This is a genomic window from Polaromonas sp. CG_9.5, assembly GCF_035984465.1.
Classification (GTDB): domain Bacteria; phylum Pseudomonadota; class Gammaproteobacteria; order Burkholderiales; family Burkholderiaceae_C; genus Polaromonas.
The window spans coordinates 151,889-168,938 of sequence record NZ_JAXCHR010000007.1 but is presented as its reverse complement, the minus strand read 5'-3'; the positions used below and the strand labels follow the sequence as shown (position 1 = coordinate 168,938).

14 protein-coding genes are annotated in these 17,050 nt (G+C 63.1%); 5 read left to right on the top strand and 9 right to left on the bottom strand.

All coding sequences use genetic code 11. The features are described 5' to 3' along the window. On the bottom strand, nt 1-315 hold a 315-nt coding region (locus RCH06_RS07885; RefSeq protein ID WP_327080893.1), incomplete at its 3' end, for a hypothetical protein. Between the two features lie 33 nt (nt 316-348). Then, nucleotides 349-3,411 carry an excinuclease ABC subunit UvrA gene (uvrA, locus tag RCH06_RS07880; RefSeq protein ID WP_327080904.1) on the bottom strand — a complete coding sequence of 1,021 codons (3,063 nt, stop codon included), beginning with the start codon at nt 3,409-3,411 and terminating at the stop codon, nt 349-351. Between the two features lie 336 nt (nt 3,412-3,747). Here uvrA and RCH06_RS07875 point away from each other — a divergent pair, with 336 nt between their 5' ends. Then, nucleotides 3,748-4,950: an MFS transporter gene (locus RCH06_RS07875; RefSeq protein ID WP_327080903.1), complete on the top strand. Its 1,203-nt coding sequence runs from the start codon at nt 3,748-3,750 to the stop codon at nt 4,948-4,950. Nucleotides 4,951-5,344: 394 nt separating this feature from the next. On the opposite strand, the gene RCH06_RS07870 is transcribed toward RCH06_RS07875, so the two are convergent. Next, nucleotides 5,345-6,709 (bottom strand): chloride channel protein, encoded by a 1,365-nt coding sequence (locus RCH06_RS07870; protein WP_327080892.1) that lies wholly within the window; start codon nt 6,707-6,709, stop codon nt 5,345-5,347. A 132-nt stretch (nt 6,710-6,841) separates the two neighbouring features. On the opposite strand from RCH06_RS07870, the gene ssb reads away from it, so the two are divergent. The 4 genes from ssb to RCH06_RS07850 all read left to right on the top strand — a co-directional run bounded on the left by ssb (nt 6,842) and on the right by RCH06_RS07850 (nt 11,408). After that, entirely contained in the window at nt 6,842-7,357 is a 516-nt protein-coding gene (ssb, locus tag RCH06_RS07865) for a single-stranded DNA-binding protein (RefSeq protein WP_327080891.1), read from the top strand. Nucleotides 7,358-7,573: 216 nt separating this feature from the next. Then, complete coding sequence (locus RCH06_RS07860; RefSeq protein ID WP_327080890.1) at nt 7,574-8,407, top strand: creatininase family protein; 834 nt, start codon at nt 7,574-7,576, stop codon at nt 8,405-8,407. 67 nt (nt 8,408-8,474) lie between these two features. Next, nucleotides 8,475-9,782, top strand: a complete 1,308-nt coding sequence (locus tag RCH06_RS07855; RefSeq protein ID WP_442799619.1) for a YVTN family beta-propeller repeat protein — start codon at nt 8,475-8,477, stop codon at nt 9,780-9,782. A gap of 204 nt (nt 9,783-9,986) precedes the next feature. Continuing rightward, entirely contained in the window at nt 9,987-11,408 is a 1,422-nt protein-coding gene (locus RCH06_RS07850) for a MipA/OmpV family protein (RefSeq protein ID WP_327080889.1), read from the top strand. 5 nt (nt 11,409-11,413) lie between these two features. Here the strand turns inward: RCH06_RS07850 and mnmA are convergent, their stop codons facing one another. From mnmA to RCH06_RS07820, 6 genes are all read right to left on the bottom strand, one after another. Beyond that, on the bottom strand, nt 11,414-12,667 hold the full coding sequence (mnmA, locus tag RCH06_RS07845; RefSeq protein WP_327080888.1) for a tRNA 2-thiouridine(34) synthase MnmA: 1,254 nt from the start codon (nt 12,665-12,667) through the stop codon (nt 11,414-11,416). Nucleotides 12,668-12,768: 101 nt separating this feature from the next. After that, on the bottom strand, nt 12,769-13,656 hold the full coding sequence (locus tag RCH06_RS07840; protein WP_327080887.1) for an EamA family transporter: 888 nt from the start codon (nt 13,654-13,656) through the stop codon (nt 12,769-12,771). Nucleotides 13,657-13,896: 240 nt separating this feature from the next. Then, complete coding sequence (chrA, locus tag RCH06_RS07835) at nt 13,897-15,150, bottom strand: chromate efflux transporter (RefSeq protein ID WP_327080886.1); 1,254 nt, start codon at nt 15,148-15,150, stop codon at nt 13,897-13,899. Nucleotides 15,151-15,248: 98 nt separating this feature from the next. Continuing rightward, nucleotides 15,249-15,905, bottom strand: a complete 657-nt coding sequence (locus RCH06_RS07830; RefSeq protein WP_327080885.1) for a DsbA family protein — start codon at nt 15,903-15,905, stop codon at nt 15,249-15,251. Further along, the gene (locus RCH06_RS07825) at nt 15,902-16,294 is read right to left on the bottom strand and encodes a disulfide bond formation protein B (RefSeq protein ID WP_327080884.1); all 393 of its coding nucleotides are present in this window, start codon (nt 16,292-16,294) and stop codon (nt 15,902-15,904) included. The genes RCH06_RS07830 and RCH06_RS07825 overlap by 4 nt, the downstream gene beginning before the upstream one ends. Before the next feature lie 282 nt (nt 16,295-16,576). Next, on the bottom strand, nt 16,577-16,954 hold the full coding sequence (locus RCH06_RS07820) for a hypothetical protein (protein WP_327080883.1): 378 nt from the start codon (nt 16,952-16,954) through the stop codon (nt 16,577-16,579). Nucleotides 16,955-17,050 lie beyond the last annotated feature (96 nt).

Genomic DNA, 17,050 nt, shown 5'->3' with positions numbered 1-17,050 from the left:
AGCGTGTACTTGGCCCTTGATGTCTTTGTCATTTTCGTTTTCCTTGTCTGAATTGAACCACTCAGCAAGGGATACGTTTTCTGGGGGCAAGGTCAAACGTACCCAAACTTTCTCTGCATGAATCCAATCTTTTTTCCGATTTTCTGGAGCACCAGTGTCGTTCGTTTGCATCCCAAAAGCGATCATCAGTCGCTTCAGTCCGCATTCCGCAGCCATGCCATACAAGTGATCCGCGTTCGCCAAGTGCGAGGCACTAAACAGGCAATCAGCATCGCGTAAATGTCGGTGGTGTGCATCCAGAAAATCAGCATTCATAGTGTGTCCTTGGGGTAAACCAGATTATCTGTCCTACAACAACCGCTTTAAATAGTGCCCGGTATGGCTGTCAGGGTTCGCGGCGATGTCTTCCGGCGTGCCCACGCCGACCACCATGCCACCGCCGGCCCCGCCTTCCGGCCCCATGTCGATCAGCCAGTCGGCGGTCTTGATGACGTCCAGGTTGTGTTCGATGACGACGATGGTGTTGCCGGCGTCGCGCAGCTGGTGCAGGACTTTCAGCAGCAAATCGATGTCGGCGAAGTGCAGGCCGGTGGTCGGCTCGTCGAGGATGTAGAGCGTGCGGCCGGTGTCGCGTTTACTCAGTTCCAGCGCGAGCTTGACGCGCTGCGCTTCGCCGCCCGACAGCGTGGTGGCCGACTGGCCGAGCTTGATGTAGCTCAGGCCCACGTCGAGCAGCGTGTGCAGCTTGCGCGCAATGGTCGGCACGGCCTTGAAGAATTCAGCCGCCAGCTCGACCGTCAGGTCGAGGATTTGCGCGATGTTCTTGCCCTTGTACTGAACTTCGAGCGTTTCGCGGTTGTAGCGCATGCCGTGGCAGACGTCGCAGGGCACATAGACATCGGGCAAAAAGTGCATTTCGACCTTCACCATGCCGTCGCCCTGGCAGGCTTCGCAGCGCCCGCCCGCGACGTTGAAGCTGAAGCGCCCGGCGCTATAGCCGCGTTCGCGCGCCGTGTTCATCTCGGCCATCAGTTCGCGGATCGGTGTGAACAGGCCGGTGTAGGTCGCCGGGTTGCTGCGCGGCGTCCGGCCAATCGGTGACTGATCGACATTGATCACCTTGTCGAAATGCTCGATGCCTTCGATGCTTTCGTGCGGCGCGGGCTCTTCGTGCGCACGGTAGAGCGTTCGGGCGACGGCCGCATACAGCGTGTCGTTGACCAGCGTGGACTTGCCCGAGCCCGAAACGCCAGTCACGCAGGTCAGCAGGCCGACCGGAAACTCGACGCTCACGCCCTGCAGGTTGTGGCCGGTGGCGTTGATGACGCGCAGCGCCTGCATGTCCCCCAGTGTGGCCTGGTGCTGGGCTTCACGCGCCGCGCGGCGTTCGGCCGCCGGGCTGGGCGCAAAGCGCGACTTGCTTTTGTCGTAGGCATGGGCGTTCCTGACCGTTGGCAGCCACGGCGTGCGGTGCTTGGGCACGGCAATCTCCAGCGTGCCCGCCAGATACTTTCCGGTCAGCGAATCGGGATTGGCCTGGACCTGCTCGAACGTGCCCTGTGCCATGACGCGGCCGCCATGAATGCCGGCGCCCGGCCCCATGTCGATCACATGGTCGGCGGCCCGGATCATGTCCTCGTCGTGCTCAACCACCAGCACGCTGTTGCCGATGTCGCGCAAATGCTTGAGCGTGCCGATCAGCCGGTCGTTGTCGCGCTGGTGCAGGCCGATGCTGGGCTCGTCGAGCACATACATCACGCCGGTCAACCCTGAGCCGATCTGCGAGGCCAGCCGGATGCGCTGCGATTCGCCGCCCGACAGCGTCTCGGCGCTGCGGTCCAGGCTCAGGTAGTTCAGGCCCACGTCGTTCAGGAACTTCAGCCGCAGCCCGATTTCGCGCACCACCTTGGCGGCAATTTCGGCCTTGGCGCCTTGCATGCTCAAGGTGCTGAAGTACTTGAAGCTTTCGCGCAGGGTGATGTTGCTGACTTCATAAATCGCCTTGCGGTTCGGCTGTTCGCCGCCTTCTGACGTGCCGACCAGGTACACATGCCGTGCTTCTTGCCGCAGTCGCGTGCCGCCGCAGTCGGGGCAGGGCTGCACGCTGCGGTACCTGGCCAGGTCTTCGCGCACCACGGCGGAGTCGGTTTCGCGGTAGCGGCGCTCGAAGTTGGTGATGATGCCCTCGAAGGGATGCTTCTTGCTCACCTTCTTGCCGGCCTTTTCGCCCGAATCCATGAGGTAGCTGAACTTGATGTCTTCCTCGCCCGAGCCGTGCAGCACGACCTGCCGCACGTTTTCGGGCAGTTCTTCAAACGCCGTGTCGATGTCGAATTTGTAATGCGCGGCCAGGCTTTCGAGCATCGAAAAATAATAGGCGTTGCGCCGGTCCCAGCCCTTGACCGCGCCGCTGGCCAGGCTCAAGGACGGAAAGGCCACGACCCGCGCCGGGTCGAAAAAGTCCCGATGCCCCAGGCCGTCGCAGCACGGGCAGGCCCCCACCGGCGAGTTGAACGAGAACAGGCGCGGCTCCATCTCGCTGAGCGAATAGCTGCACACCGGGCAGGAGAACTTGGCGCTGAACAGGTGTTCCTGGCCCGAATCCATTTCCAGCGCCAGCGCCCGGCCGTCGGCCAGCCGCAGCGCCGCTTCAAAACTCTCGGCCAGGCGCTGGCGCAATGCCGGCGGCGGGACGACTCCTGCTTCGGCTTCGGCGTCAGGCGGGGTTTCCTTGTCCAGGCGAACCTTGACGCGGTCGATCACCACGTCAATCGTGTGCTTTTCGGTTTTTTTGAGCTTGGGCAGCGCGTCAAATTCGTAGGTCGCGCCATCAACCCGGAAACGCACATAGCCCTGGGCCTGCATTTGCTCGAACATATCGACAAATTCACCCTTGCGCTCGCGCGCCACCGGCGCCAGGATCATCAGGCGCGTGTCTTCGGGCAGGGCCAGCACGGTATCGACCATCTCGCTGACGCTTTGCGCTTGCAGCGGCAGGTCATGCACCGGGCAAAACGGCGTGCCGGCTCTAGCGTACAGCAGGCGCAGGTAGTCATGAATTTCGGTCACGGTGCCGACGGTGGAGCGCGGGTTGTGGCTGGTGGCCTTTTGCTCGATGGAAATGGCGGGCGACAGGCCCTCGATCATGTCCACGTCGGGCTTGTCCATCAGCTGCAAAAACTGCCGCGCATAGGTCGAGAGGCTTTCGACATAACGCCGCTGGCCTTCGGCATACAGCGTGTCAAACGCCAGGCTCGACTTGCCCGAGCCGCTCAGCCCGGTGATGACCACCAGCTGGTTGCGCGGAATGTCGAGGTCGATGTTTTTGAGGTTGTGCGTGCGCGCGCCGCGAATGCTGATGGCCTGCGCGCCGTGGCCGGTGGGGCGGGTTGCCCGCTCAAAAGCCTGAATCGCCTGGTCTTCAGCCGCTGCATGAGGGGCTGGGTGTGCGGTGGTGGGGGCGAGCGTGGGCAGGGAGGTCAGGGGTTGGCTGTCGTTGGGAAAGTTCACAGGGTTGGAGCGCCGGAAAAACTTTCCATCATAGACCTGAGCTGTCCGGCGGGCAGGGCGTTGGCCGGGTATCAAGCACAATACAGGGCCTTGTCCGGCTCCAATATCCGGCGGCTGCAGCTCTGCGTGGACACTTTTCGCGCACGGCTGCCATGCGTTCCGGCCACGGCTGTTTTGCGGCAATTTTTCCACTTTTGAGACTCCTTCACCGTGTCTTCTGCAGCCCCTTCTTTCCCCATGACCGCCACCGAGCGGCGCGCCAGCTTCTCGCTGGCGTCTATTTTTGCCCTGCGCATGCTGGGCCTGTTTCTGGTGCTGCCTGTGTTTGCGCTGGAAGCGGCGCGCTATCCGGGCGGTGACGACCCGGCGCGGGTCGGCCTGGCGATGGGCATTTACGGGCTGACGCAGGCGCTGCTGCAAATTCCTTTTGGCCTGGCGTCGGACCGGCTGGGCCGCAAGCGGGTGATCGTGGCCGGGCTGGTGGTGTTTGCGCTGGGCAGTTTCCTGGCGGCTGCAGCACCGGATTTGAACTGGCTGCTGGCGGGCCGGGCGCTGCAGGGCGCAGGCGCGATCTCCGCCGCCGTCACGGCGCTGTTGGCCGACCAGACGCGCGACGAGGTGCGCACCAAGGCGATGGCGCTGGTGGGCGGCAGCATCGGGCTGATGTTTGCCGTGTCGCTGGTGCTGGCACCCGCACTGAATGCCCGCATCGGGCTGAGCGGCCTGTTCGTGCTGACCGGCGTTCTGGCGCTGGCCGGCATTGTCATGGTGCTGTGGCTGGTGCCGCCCGAGCCGCTGCTGCACAAGGACATGGCGCGCGGCGGCCTGGCCGATGTGCTGCGGCGCGGCGATCTGGTGGGACTGAACTTTGGCGTTTTTGTGCTGCATGCGGTGCAACTGTCGATGTGGGTGGCGGTGCCTGCGCTGTTGGTGCAGGCCGGGCTGCTCAAGGCGCTGCACTGGCAGGTCTATTTACCGGCGGTGCTGGCTTCGTTCGTGGTGATGGGCGGCACGCTGTTTCCGCTGGAGCGGCGCGGCCATCTGCGCGCCGTGCTGCTGGCCGCGATTGCCCTGCTGGCGCTGGTGCAACTGGGTTTTCTGGGGGTTGCCATGGCTGCCGGCGGCGCGGCGCCGTCCCTTTGGATGCTGGGTGCCTTGCTGCTGCTGTTTTTTTGCAGCTTCAATGTGTTGGAGGCCAGCCAGCCCAGCCTGGTGTCGCGCCTGGCGCACGCCTCCAGCCGGGGCGCGGCGCTGGGGCTTTACAACACATCCCAGTCGCTGGGCCTGTTTGCCGGCGGCGCACTCGGCGGTGCAATGCTCAAGTGGGGCGGCGCGCAAGGCCTGTTTGTCTCGACCACTGTGTTGTCGCTGATCTGGCTGGTGGTGGCCTGGCGAATGATGCCGGTCCAGCCGGGTCGGGCAGCCGCAGCCCCGGCTTGAGGGGCTGGCGCAGGGTGATGTTGACCCGAAAATGCCTCTTTGAGACTCAAATAGGTCTATTGTGCAGGCTGGGTATACGTAGTCAGCTACCAATTAAATAGCAAAACTACCGCGTATCGTGCGTGCATTGATGCTTATTGATCCGGCCCTCTGAAATCTGAACAAAAATTGACTAATTCGCTTGGGACCAAAGCCGCAAAACTTATGACTTTAATGGGCCGGAGCAATAGAGCAGTTCCACCCTGCCTTGCAAGCTCAATAAGCTCACAATCATTGCCCGTCATTCCCGCGAAGGCGGGAACCCAGGGATGGTTCACCTAAACGTTAGCGCTTGTGCTGCTGGATTCCCGCCTGCGCGGGAATGACGGCGTTTTCCAGTCATGGTGGAGCCGCTCTAGCGAGTTTCTGGCCCCTTGGCCTGAACGGCGGCGGGCGGCGGCGGCTGCAGACCGGCAATCATGTGCTCTGCCAGCGTGGCGTACAGCGGCCGGCTGATCATGCGCGACAGCAGGCTGGCGAGCATGGCCGCCATCATCAGGCTGAGCACCATGGCGCGGCCATCGACCATTTCCATGACGATGATGAACGCCGTCAGCGGTGCCTGCGTGACGGCGGCCAGGAACGCGGCCATGCCGATGGCGATCAGCGCGGCGCTGATGTCGGGCGACGTTAGCAGGGCAATGTTGCTGCCCACGCCAGCGCCAATCGACAGCGCCGGCGCAAAAATACCGCCCGGCACGCCGCACCAGGCGGCCAGCCAGGTGGCAATGAATTTGAGCAGTACATAGAGCGACGGCACTTCGGCCTGGCCGGCCAGCATCTGGGCGACGGCATGCGAGCCCGCGCCAAAGGTCGAGCCGTCGCTGACCAGGCCGATCACGGCAATCGCCAGGCCACCGCCGGCGGCAAAACGTACCGGGTGCAGGCGGCGCCACTGGCTGAAGCGGTCGGGTGACGAGCCGGTCAGTGAAATGGCCAGCAGGCGCGCAAAGACGCCGCCGAGCCCGCCACAAACCAGCGCCACCAGCAGGCCCGGAAGCAGCGCATTCCAGCCCAGCACCGGCACCTTGATGACGCCGAAATAGGTGATGTTGCCAAAGGTCGAAACCCCCATCAGGCCGGCCAGCACGATGGCCGTGATGATCAGGCCGCTGTTGCGCGACTCCAGCTTGCGCGACAGCTCCTCGATGGCAAAAACCACGCCGGCCAGCGGCGCATTGAAGGCCGCCGCAATCCCGGCCGCGCCGCCGGCCACCAGCAGGGCGTGGTGGCTCATGCCGGAGCTGGGGCGCAGCCAGCGGCGCGCATGCTGCATCACGCCGGCGGCCACCTGCACCGACGGCCCCTCGCGGCCAATCGACAGGCCCGCCATCAAGCCGGCGGTGGACAGCACGATCTTGGCCAGCGTCAGCCGCAGCGACACGAAACGGCCCTGCGCGCCCGGCGGCAAGGCCGGATCCAGCGCCGCCATGACCTGCGGAATGCCCGAGCCCGCCGCGCCGGGAAAATGCCGCCGCGTGGCCCAGACGATGGCCGCCGTCAGGGCCGGCGTCCAGAGCAGGATGGCCCAGCGGTTCAAGCCATGAAGCCGCTCGAACAGCCCGAAACCCCAATCGGCCAGCAGGGTGAAGCCCACCACGCTCAGGCCGGCAGCTATCGCATAGACCAGCACCACGGCGCGGTCGAACCAGAGTCGTCCATTGGACAGTTCGCTGCGCAGGTTGTGCAGGAAATCGGGCTCATGGGGCGGGTGCGGCATGAGGCGATTATTGCGTGACAGAGCAATCCGGCAGGCTTGGCCCGGCCGGATGCGGCACAATCGAGTTTTGGGCGAAACGCGCGCCCTTACAATATTTTTCTGACCCATTTCCAGAGCAAGAGGCGGCACACCATGGCATCAGTCAACAAAGTCATCATCGTCGGCAATTTGGGCAAAGACCCCGAAATGCGCAGTTTTCCCAGTGGCGACCAGGTCGCCAACGTCACCATCGCCACCACCGACAAGTGGAAAGACAAGCAGTCCGGCGAAATGAAGGAAGCCACCGAATGGCACCGCGTGGTGTTTAATGGCCGGCTGGCCGAGATCGTCGGTCAGTACCTGCGAAAAGGCTCGCAGGTCTATATCGAGGGCAGCTTGCGCACCCGCAAGTGGACCGACCAGAGCGGCGTTGAAAAGTACACCACCGAAATTCGTGCCGACCAGATGCAGATGCTGGGCAGCCGCCAGGGCATGGGCGGCCCCAGCGGCGGCCAGGACGAGGGTGGCGGCTACGAAGCGCCGCGCCAGTCCGCCGCGCCCGCCAACCGCCCGCCGCCTCCACCGCCACGGCCAGCGCCTGCGCCAGCCCCGGCACCCTCCAGGGCGTCCAGCGGATTTGACGACATGGACGACGACATTCCGTTCTGAGGTGTACCTGCGGGTGGTTTAGTAAAAAAGGGTCTGGAGCACCATGCGCCAGACCCTTTTTTTATCCATTTGCAAGATTGAAAAGGGGTGTTGGTAACGCTTTGACCGGCTGCCACGGCTTGTTTATTCAAGCATGTGTGTGGTTTTTGCAACCGGAATCTCTCGGATACTATTGCTGCAAAAATGCGGCCTTCGCTTGCAGCGACAATCAAGGCCATGATCAAAACTTTCTTGCCTGCACAGCGGTTTTTATGCGCGCTCACCTGCGGCTGGTTGCTGTGCATTCCCCTTGTGGCGCAGGCCAGTGGCGGCCCCAGCGTGTACATCGAGGAGATGACGACCAAGGAAGTCAGCGCGGCGCTGCGGGCCGGCAAAACCACGGTCATCATTCCGATTGGCGGCACCGAACAAAGTGGCCCGCACATGGACATCGGCAAGCACAACACGCGCGCCCGTATTCTGTCGGGCCGTATTGCGGCGCTGCTGGGCAATGCGCTGGTGGCGCCGGTGCTGGCCTACACCCCCGAAGGCAAGATTGACCCGCCCACCCAACACATGGGTTTTGCCGGCACAATTTCCATTCCTGACGATGTCTTCAAAGGTGTTTTGCTGGGGGCCGCGCGCAGCTTCAAAAAGCACGGCTTCACCGACATTGTGTTGCTGGGAGACCACGGCGGCTATCAGTCGCTGCTGGCCGCCGTGGCAAAGCAGTACAACCAGGAGGCCGGCCATGCCCCGGCACGCATGCTGCATATCGCCGCTTACTACCGCGCCACCCAGGACACTTATGTGGCAGCGCTCAAGGCCAAAGGCTTGAGCACGCAGGAAATTGGCACGCATGCCGGCTCGGCTGACACGTCGCTGCTGATGGCACTCGCCCCGTCCATGGTGCACCCCGAGCTGTTTGCCGAAGCGGCAGCGGCGGGCTGGGGTGGCGGCACGTTGGGCGATCCGCGCGCCTCCAGTGCGGCCAACGGCCAGCTGGGCGTGGACGCGCTGGTTAAGATCAGCGTGGATTCGATTAAAAAGGCCGTTGCTGCGCCGCGCTAGCGGGCCGTTGCCAGCCTTGGATGGCTTTGTTTTTACCTGTTGATACCCCTGTTTTAAGAAGTTCAAGATGTCCAAAATTTATTCAAAGGCAGCTTTCTGGGTGATAGCGGCAGGCATCGGCGCGGCGTCCTGGGCGATTGCGCAAACAACCTCGTTCGGGCAAGCCAAGCCAGCATCGCAGCCCGCAGCAGCCGCCCCGCTTTATATGCTGCCCGGCATGCCGAAAGTCGTGAACCCGGCCAACCTCTACAGCGAAATCGGCTCCTCGCACATGAGCCCGGCCGTTGCCGGCGCACTGGAGCGGGTCTACGTGCCGAACCGCTCTGCCAACACGGTTTCGGTGATTGATCCGGCCACGCTCAAGGTGATTGACACCTTCAAGGTCGGCATCAATCCGCAGCACATCGTGCCGAGCTGGGATCTGACGCAATTGTGGGTGGCCAACAATGCCGAAGGGCGCACCGACGGCAGCCTGACGCCCATTGATCCCAAGACCGGCAAGCCCGGCAAGCCGGTGATGGTGGACGACCCTTACAACCTTTACTGGTCGCCCGACGGCCAGTACGCCATCGTCGTGGCCGAAGCCTACAAGCGGCTGGATTTCCGCGACCCGAAGACGATGGAGATGAAGTTTTCGATTGAAACGCCCCAGTGCGGCGGCATCAACCACGCCGACTTTTCCATCGACGGCAAATTTGCGCTGTTTACCTGCGAGTTCAATGGCTCTGTCACCAAGATCGACATGGTCAACCGCAAGGTGTTGGGCACCATCAAGCTCAGCCGTTACTTTGACCGGCCGGACGCGTTGCTGCTGATTGCCGCACCCGGGAAAAAGCCGCGCTATGTGCCCGATCCGAGCCAGCCGGGCGCCGACATCTGCACCACGCCCGGCATGCCGCAGGACGTGCGCATATCGCCCGATGGCAAGCTGTTCTTTGTCGCCGACATGATGGCCGACGGCGTGCATGTGGTGGATGGCGCGAGCTTCAAACAGATTGGTTTCATCCTGACGGGCGTCGGAGCGCACGGCATCTACCCGAGCCGCGACGGCAAAAGCATGTACGTGGCCAATCGCGGCGGCAACAAGATTCGCGGCACGCCCAACGGCAAAGGCAGCGTCTCCGTGATTGACTTTGCCACGCGCACCGTGACCAAAACCTGGGCTATTCCCGGCGGCGGCAGCCCCGACATGGGCAATGTCAGCGCCGACGGCAAATACCTCTGGCTGAGCGGTCGTTACGACGACGTGGTCTACCGCTTCAGCACCGAAAGCGGTGCGGTCGATAAAATCAAGGTCGGCCGTGAGCCGCATGGCCTGACGGTTTGGCCGCAGCCGGGCCGCTATTCATTCGGCCATACCGGCAACTTGCGCTGAACAAAGCCCGCCTGGGCAGAACCGGCCGCTTGATGCCGTCCCGTCAAAACCCGGCCCGCGCGGGTTATTTTTATGAATTTGCCAGTAATTGGACAACGTGCAGTGGTGATACAAAGTGTGCAAACAGCTCTTTTTCCGCGTCATGCAGGGCTCAGGCGCAAAGCCCGCCCGAAAAATACGGCCTCCCTGCCGCAGGAGCCGTCAATGATCAAAAAACTCTTCCCCGCTGCGTCACCTTTTGTGCGTTTGCTGGCGGGCGCGGCCCTGACGGTCACGGGCTTGTCGTCCATGACGCCAGCGCATGCCGACGTCAATCTGGAGCCGCTGACCAACATCCTGTCGGTGCCGGGCAGCGCCGGGCTGGGCGTGGTTACCCATTTTGAAAGTTCGCCCTACCGGGGCGCCGGCAACCGCTACGACGTGCTGCCGCTCTACCTTTACGAGGGCGAGCGGTTTTTTCTGCATGCCAACCGGGGCGGCATCAAGCTCAAACAAGACGACACGCAGCGCTTTGACCTGTTCGTCGAGCAGCGGCTTGAAGGCTTTCCTGCCGACCGCCGGCCTGCCAGCCTGGCCGGCATGGCGACGCGCGACTCCGGCATTGATCTGGGCCTGTCCTGGCGCTACCGCCAGCCTTGGGGCACGCTTCAGGCTGAATTGCTGCATGACATCGGCGGATTTTCAAAGGGCAGCGAGTTTCGCCTGGGTTACACCTACGACTGGCGCTCTGGCCGGTTGAGCCTGCGCCCCAGCCTGAGCGTGGCGCTGCGCGATGCGCGTCTGAACAACTATTACTACGGCGTGCTGCCCGCCGAAGCCACGCCCGGCCGCCCCGCCTATGCGCCCGGCGCGGGCCTCAACACCACGCTCGGCCTGTTCGGCTCTTATGACCTGACGCAGCGCTGGCGGCTGCTGGGCGGCGTGTCGGCTACCCTGCTGGACCGCAAGATCAAGGACAGCCCGATCGTGCAAAATCGCGTGCTGCCCGGCGTGTACGTCGGCGCCGCCTACGACTTCGGCGGCCCCCAGCGTGAATGGGCGCAGCCAGGTTCGCCCACTTACTTCAAGCTGCTGTATGGCAAGGCCACCGACGACGGCTGCCACCTGATCAAGATACTGACCGCGCAGTGCCTGTCAACTGCCAGCGTCAACCCGACCAGCATCACCGCCATTCAGGTTGGCAAGCCGTTTTTGCAGAACGTCAACGGCTGGCCGCTTGATTTTGTCGGTTATGCCGGCCTGACCAGCCACAACGACCGGGGCCTGCAGGCCAACGGTTTGCAGCTTGACCTGTTCATGAAGGCTTATTACACCGGCTTTCCGTGGAGTGAGCGCGTCAAGACGCGACTGGGCATGGGCGTGGGCGTGTCGCTGGCCCAACGTGCGCCGTACATTGAAGCCAGCAGCCAGGCGCAGGCCGGCAAGCCGGTCTCGCGCATGCTCAATTACCTGGACCCGACGATTGATGTCAGCCTGGGTGACCTGGTTGGTTCGCGTGCCTTGAAGGACACCTTCATCGGTGTTGGCGTGTCGCACCGCTCGGGCATCTTTGGCTCGTCGCGCCTGCTGGGCAATGTCAGCGGCGGCTCCAATTACCTCTACACCTATGTCGAGTCGGCGCTGTAAAGCTGCTATTTTGCTACTGTATTAATAGCTGCTTGCGCACGTCCAGCCTGCGCCAAAGGCTTGTTTGGCTTGAAAAGCGCGGCGGCGGGCTTGTCGGCGGGCAAATTGGGCACATTGCTGGACGCAATCACGCCGCCGCCCAGGCAAACCTCGCCCTGGTACAGCACCGCCGACTGGCCCGGCGTGACCGCCCACTGCGGCGCAGCGAACACCAGCTCGCAGCCGCCAGCGGAGGCACTGGCCAGTTCGCAAGCCGCGTCCGCCTGGCGGTAACGCGTCTTGGCGGCCAGCGTGCCCAAGTCTGGCGCACGGCCCGCCACCCAGCTGCAGTCCTGCGCCTGCAGCACCGTTGATTGCAGCCACGGATGGTCGTGGCCCTGCACCACCCACAGCGTGTTGGTTTCCATGTCTTTGCGCGCGACAAACCACGGTTCGTGCTCGCCCACGCCGCGCTGGCCGCGTGCCTGCGCTGCCTTCAAATCCGCACCGCGTGCCTTCACGCCGCCAATGCCCAGCCCTTGGCGCTGGCCCAGCGTGTAAAAACTCAGGCCCACATGCTCGCCCAGCACGCGGCCCTGGTCGTTTTTGATCGGGCCTGGTGCTTTGGCGATGTAGCGGTTCAAAAAGTCGCGAAACGGCCGCTCGCCGATAAAGCAGATGCCGGTCGAGTCCTTTTTCCGGGCGTTGGGCAAGCCGATTTCGTCGGCAATGCGGCGCACTTCGGTCTTGTGCAGCTCGCCGACCGGAAACAGCGTTTTCGACAATTGCGCCTGGTTCAGCCGGTGCAAAAAGTAGCTCTGGTCTTTGGCCGGGTCCAGCCCTTTGAGCAACTCGTGCAGGCCGGTGGCGGCGTTCAGGCGCACTCTAGCGTAGTGGCCAGTGGCGATTTTTTCGGCACCCAGCCGCATGGCGTGGTCCAAAAACGCCTTGAACTTGATCTCGGCGTTGCACAAGATGTCCGGGTTGGGCGTGCGGCCGGCCTGGTATTCGCGCAGAAATTCGGCGAACACGCGGTCTTTGTAGTCGGCGGCGAAGTTGACATGCTCAATCTCGATGCCGATCACGTCGGCGACGGCGGCGGCATCGACAAAGTCGATGTTCGATGAGCAAAATTCGCTGTCGTCGTCATCCTCCCAGTTTTTCATGAAGATGCCGATGACTTCGTGGCCCTGTTGTTTGAGCAGGTGTGCGGTGACGGCAGAATCGACGCCGCCGCTCAACCCCACCACGATCCGTTGCTTGCTGTGTTGCTTGTCCATAGTCGGGCGATTATCCCGCGCTGGCGGGTTTGCAGCGTGGCAGGCGAACCCGCCAACCGGGCCGGTACACGGCGGGGACTCGAAAGCGCGTGACGACCTGGCTACATCACCACTTCAGCCGCTGCGCTTTTGGGCGGGCCGCGCCGTGCCGTCCCCGAACTGCCGGCGGCGGCCAGCATGATGCAGAAAATCGCCAGCCACTGCAGGCTGCCGAGTTGCTCATTGAGCAGCATCAGCCCCAGCAGCGCGGCGACGGCGGGCTCCATGCTGGTCAGGATGCCAAAGGTTTCGGGTGGCAGCCTTTTGAGCGCCATCATTTCCAGGGAAATCGGAATGGCGCTGGAGACGGCGGCTACACCCAGCCCGAAAAGCAGGATATGCGGGTTCAGCAAGGCGGCGCCGGCATGCCAGACACCGAACGGCACTACCGTGAGTGCCGCTACGGTCAAGCCCAGCGCCACCGAGTGGCCCGCATGCAGGTGGCTCAAGCGCTTGCCAAACACGATGTAAGCGCCCCAGCACACCGCAGCCGCCAGCGCATACAGCACGCCTTCCAGGTCTAAACTGGCCGCGCCATGCCCCAAGGGCAGAAGCAGGCCCAGCCCCAGCACCGCCAGTGCCAGCCATAAAAAGTCAATCGGCTTGCGCGAATACATCATGGCCACGGCCAGCGGCCCGGAGAACTCGATAGCGACTGCCACGCCAAAGGGAATGGTGCGCAGCGCCATGTAAAACAGCAGGTTCATGAATCCCAGCGCCACGCCGTACTTGACCACCGAGACCGCATCCGCGCGCGAAAGAGGCCAGCGCCAAGGCCGCCAAAGCACCAGCAGCAGCAAGGCCGAGAAACCTACGCGCAGCGCGGTCGTGCCCATGGAGCCGACTTGCGGAAACAGCTGTTTGGCAAAAGAAGTGCCAATGCCCAGTGCGGTAACGGAGCCCAGCACGGCAAGAATGGGCAAGATATTTACAAATCGGGGGGAAGTCATGGGGAGAACATAACCGAGGCTTGCCGGCAGGGGGCTGGCAGCGCCGTGCCGCCGCGTTGTCTTGTGCGCATCGGGCAGTTGAAAACGTGCATCTGCGGGTAAATGGTCATCGTTTCCAGGCGGTTTTTCACCTTCCGGACGGCTGCCGATGGGCTTGATTCGGCTGGCAGGCGCTGCCGCATCATGGGCGCGCCGGGGTGCTTGCTTTTCTCCTTCAGCGCGAGGTTTTGAGCGCCCGAGCTAGCGGGCCAGCACCCATCCCGCAACCGCGCAAAGAAAAACCACCAGCACGGGCGAAAGACGCGCATGAACCAGCAGCCCGAAGGCCGCCAGAGCCAGTCCAAAATCGGCTTTGGCGTGGATGGCGCTGGTCCATACCGGGTCGTACAGGGCCGCGCCCAACACCCCGACGACCGCCGCGTTCGCCCCCGCCATGGCGCGTTGCACGCCGTCACGCTGACGCAAGGCCTCCCAATAGGGAAGCGCGCCGACCACCAGCAGGAAAGCCGGCAGGAAGATGGCCAGCAGCAACGCGAGTCCGCCTGTCCAGCCCCCAAACGGGCTGGACATGACCGCACCCAGATACGCCGCAAAAGTGAACAAAGGGCCTGGCACTGCTTGCGCGGCACCGTAGCCAGCAAGGAACACATCGTTGGAAACCAAACCACTGGGCACGACGCCGGTTTGTAGAAGAGGAAGCACGACATGCCCGCCGCCAAATACCAGTGCGCCCGACTGATAGAAACTGGCCATCACGGACAGCGCCGGCGAGTGCATCGCTGCAGCCAGAGTCGGCAACACCGCCAGCAGCAGCATGAACAGGCCGAGCAGCGCGGCCCCGGTCACCTTGCTCACGCCATAGTCGCGGTGCTGGACTGCAGGAAGCGGGCCCAGCCTGAGCCTCCAGCGGCCGACGATGCCGCCAACGACGATGGCCGCAATTTGCCCTGCCGCCGTAGGCACCGCAAGCACTGCAAGTGCAGCAGTGATCGCAACGCCGGCGCGCAGCCGGTCAGGGCACAGCGATTTGGCCATGCCCCATACCGCTTGCGCGACAACGGCGACGGCGGCCACTTTCAGGCCGTGGACAGCACCGGATTGCGACAGACCCGCCCACTGCGTGACGCCAGCTGCGAATGCAATGAGTGCGATGGCCGACGGGAGGGTAAATCCAAGCCATGCGGCCACCGCACCGAACCCACCGGCACGGCCCAGCCCGAGCGCGATGCCCACCTGGCTGCTTGCGGGGCCCGGCAAGAATTGGCACAGCGCAACCAGGTCCGCGTAGCTTTTGTCGTCAAGCCATTTGCGCCGCTCAACAAATTCCGCACGGAAGTAGCCCAAGTGGGCCACCGGCCCGCCAAAAGAAGTCAGGCCCAGCCTCAAGAACGCCAAAAAAACCTCAAGCACCGTGCCTTTTGAGCCGGGGGCGACCACGCCATCAGCGATGGGTTGTGCGGGGGATTCTGGCGCGGGTAGTTGCGACGCGTTCATGGCTTCAGCTTTCTTCTTCACCGGGTCAAATGGCGTTCGGCCAATATACAAGCGTCAGCGCCGTGACGCCCCAAACGGTTTGGCTGCTGCCTTGCGCTTCATTTCTTCGTCTTGGCGACTTCTTCGGCCACCAGTGCGGCCAGTTGATCAGGCCCAAAACTCGGCAGGCTACGGCCATTGACGAAGAAGGTGGGCGTCTTGGTGACCTGCAGCGCGGTCAGGTCGTCAATGTCCTGTTGAAGCAAGGCCTGCAGGGCCGGATTCTGCATAGCCTGCCGCGCCTGCGTCAGGTCCAGGCCCGCCTGCTCGGCCGCCTTGAAGGCCGTCTCCAGATTGGGCTGGCCGTGATCGGCCCAGGCCGGTTGCGCCGCCAGCAGGGCCTCCAGTACCGGCTGGTACTTGCCTTGGCTTTTGGCGGCTTCCAGCAGTTTGACCACTTGATCCGAACCTTGATGGAACGGCGCATAGCGAAGCACGAGCCTGACGCTGTCGCCGTGCTGCGCCATCAGGCTCTTGACGAGGGGATATATCGCGCGGCAGGTCTCGCAAGCCGGATCAAAAAACTCAACGATGGTGACAGGCGCATCCTGGGGGCCAAAAACCGGTGAATGCATACGAACCAGACGCGTCTGCTCTGCCTTGACCTGCACGTCTTGCGCGGTTTGCACGCGCGTCTGGTAGGCCTTCATGCCGAAGTAGAAAACCAAAGCAAGGACAGCCAGCAGGCCAACGACGGTGATTTTTTTTGTGCTCATGAACGGGACTTTCTCAGATAAATAAATAACAAAATGGCGATGGCCGTAAAGGCCAGCAGCGACAGCCAGGGAATCTGAACGCTGCCGAAAATTTCGAGACTCTGTTTGCTGCAAGACGGCCCCGAACCGCAGGGCACCCACCACGTCGGCACCCAGCCGGCCAAAAGCGCGCTGTGGTAGCTGGAAACCACCGCGCCGCCCAGGGCGAGCGGCAGGGCATAGACAGCACCGCGCCGGTCGTCGGCGAAGGCCGCCATGCCCAGAATCAGCGCCAGCGGGAACATGAAGATGCGCTGGTACCAGCACAGCAGGCAGGGCGTCATGCCCATGACTTCACCCAGAAAAAGTGCGCCCAGCGTGGCCACCAAGGCAACGGCCCATGCGGCCATGAGCCAGCGCCAACCCGGCTTCACGCGCAGTGCTCCGTGAGCGCTATTCGGCGCTGTTGCGCAAGCGCTTCACCAAACTCCACGGGGGCCAGATACCCACGGGCACAGGGGCCCAGCCACACGACGATTTCGCCGACGCGCCGCCCGGCCCATCGCGGCTTTCGCCCAGCACAAATAGCAGACATAAAAATATTCCTTCCTGAACGATCCGGGACTGACCACAGCACGCAGCGTGTGGTCTCTTTGAGTCGGGTGTCGGGGAAGCAGCGGGCTGTCAGCGTCTCAAGCGAGCGCCCTGAACCCCGAACCATCTGGGGCTGGCCATTTGGGGCGGTACGGCGGCTCGTCGCCGGGCTGACGCACGCGCTGCGGGATGTGTTCCGCCTGCACTGCGCCTGCAGGGTCGGCTGCAACCAGCCGGTGCGTCGCAATGCCGCCCAGGCAATGGCTTTGGCAGACGCCGCAATTCAGATCGAAGCAACTGCTGACGCTCGCCAGGTCATCCACAGTGCCCGCAAGCTGGGAAGGGGTGGCTTGAGGGTGCAGGGCAGGCGGGCTTTGCAGCGCTGACGGATGGCCGCAACAGGCCACTGCTGCTGCCGCCGCAGAAAATTGCAGCGGCAGCAGTGTGAGCATCAACATGACCAGGAAAGCGCGCATCGCGAAATTGTAAGTGGCAGGTCAGCCGGCAGCTGCGTGTACGGGCAATCCACTCAGGCAGGCCGGAGCGTAATGACGAACAGTACAAACGTCTGG

Coding starts and splice junctions, on each gene's coding strand:
- RCH06_RS07875 (WP_327080903.1), top strand. CDS start 3,748: ATGACCGCCACCGAGCGGCGCGCCAGCTTCTCGCTGGCGTCTATTTTT.
- RCH06_RS07870 (WP_327080892.1), bottom strand. CDS start 6,709: ATGCCGCACCCGCCCCATGAGCCCGATTTCCTGCACAACCTGCGCAGC.
- ssb (WP_327080891.1), top strand. CDS start 6,842: ATGGCATCAGTCAACAAAGTCATCATCGTCGGCAATTTGGGCAAAGAC.
- RCH06_RS07860 (WP_327080890.1), top strand. CDS start 7,574: ATGATCAAAACTTTCTTGCCTGCACAGCGGTTTTTATGCGCGCTCACC.
- RCH06_RS07855 (WP_442799619.1), top strand. CDS start 8,475: ATGTCCAAAATTTATTCAAAGGCAGCTTTCTGGGTGATAGCGGCAGGC.
- RCH06_RS07850 (WP_327080889.1), top strand. CDS start 9,987: ATGATCAAAAAACTCTTCCCCGCTGCGTCACCTTTTGTGCGTTTGCTG.
- mnmA (WP_327080888.1), bottom strand. CDS start 12,667: ATGGACAAGCAACACAGCAAGCAACGGATCGTGGTGGGGTTGAGCGGC.
- RCH06_RS07840 (WP_327080887.1), bottom strand. CDS start 13,656: ATGACTTCCCCCCGATTTGTAAATATCTTGCCCATTCTTGCCGTGCTG.
- chrA (WP_327080886.1), bottom strand. CDS start 15,150: ATGAACGCGTCGCAACTACCCGCGCCAGAATCCCCCGCACAACCCATC.
- RCH06_RS07830 (WP_327080885.1), bottom strand. CDS start 15,905: ATGAGCACAAAAAAAATCACCGTCGTTGGCCTGCTGGCTGTCCTTGCT.
- RCH06_RS07825 (WP_327080884.1), bottom strand. CDS start 16,294: ATGGCCGCATGGGCCGTTGCCTTGGTGGCCACGCTGGGCGCACTTTTT.
- RCH06_RS07820 (WP_327080883.1), bottom strand. CDS start 16,954: ATGCGCGCTTTCCTGGTCATGTTGATGCTCACACTGCTGCCGCTGCAA.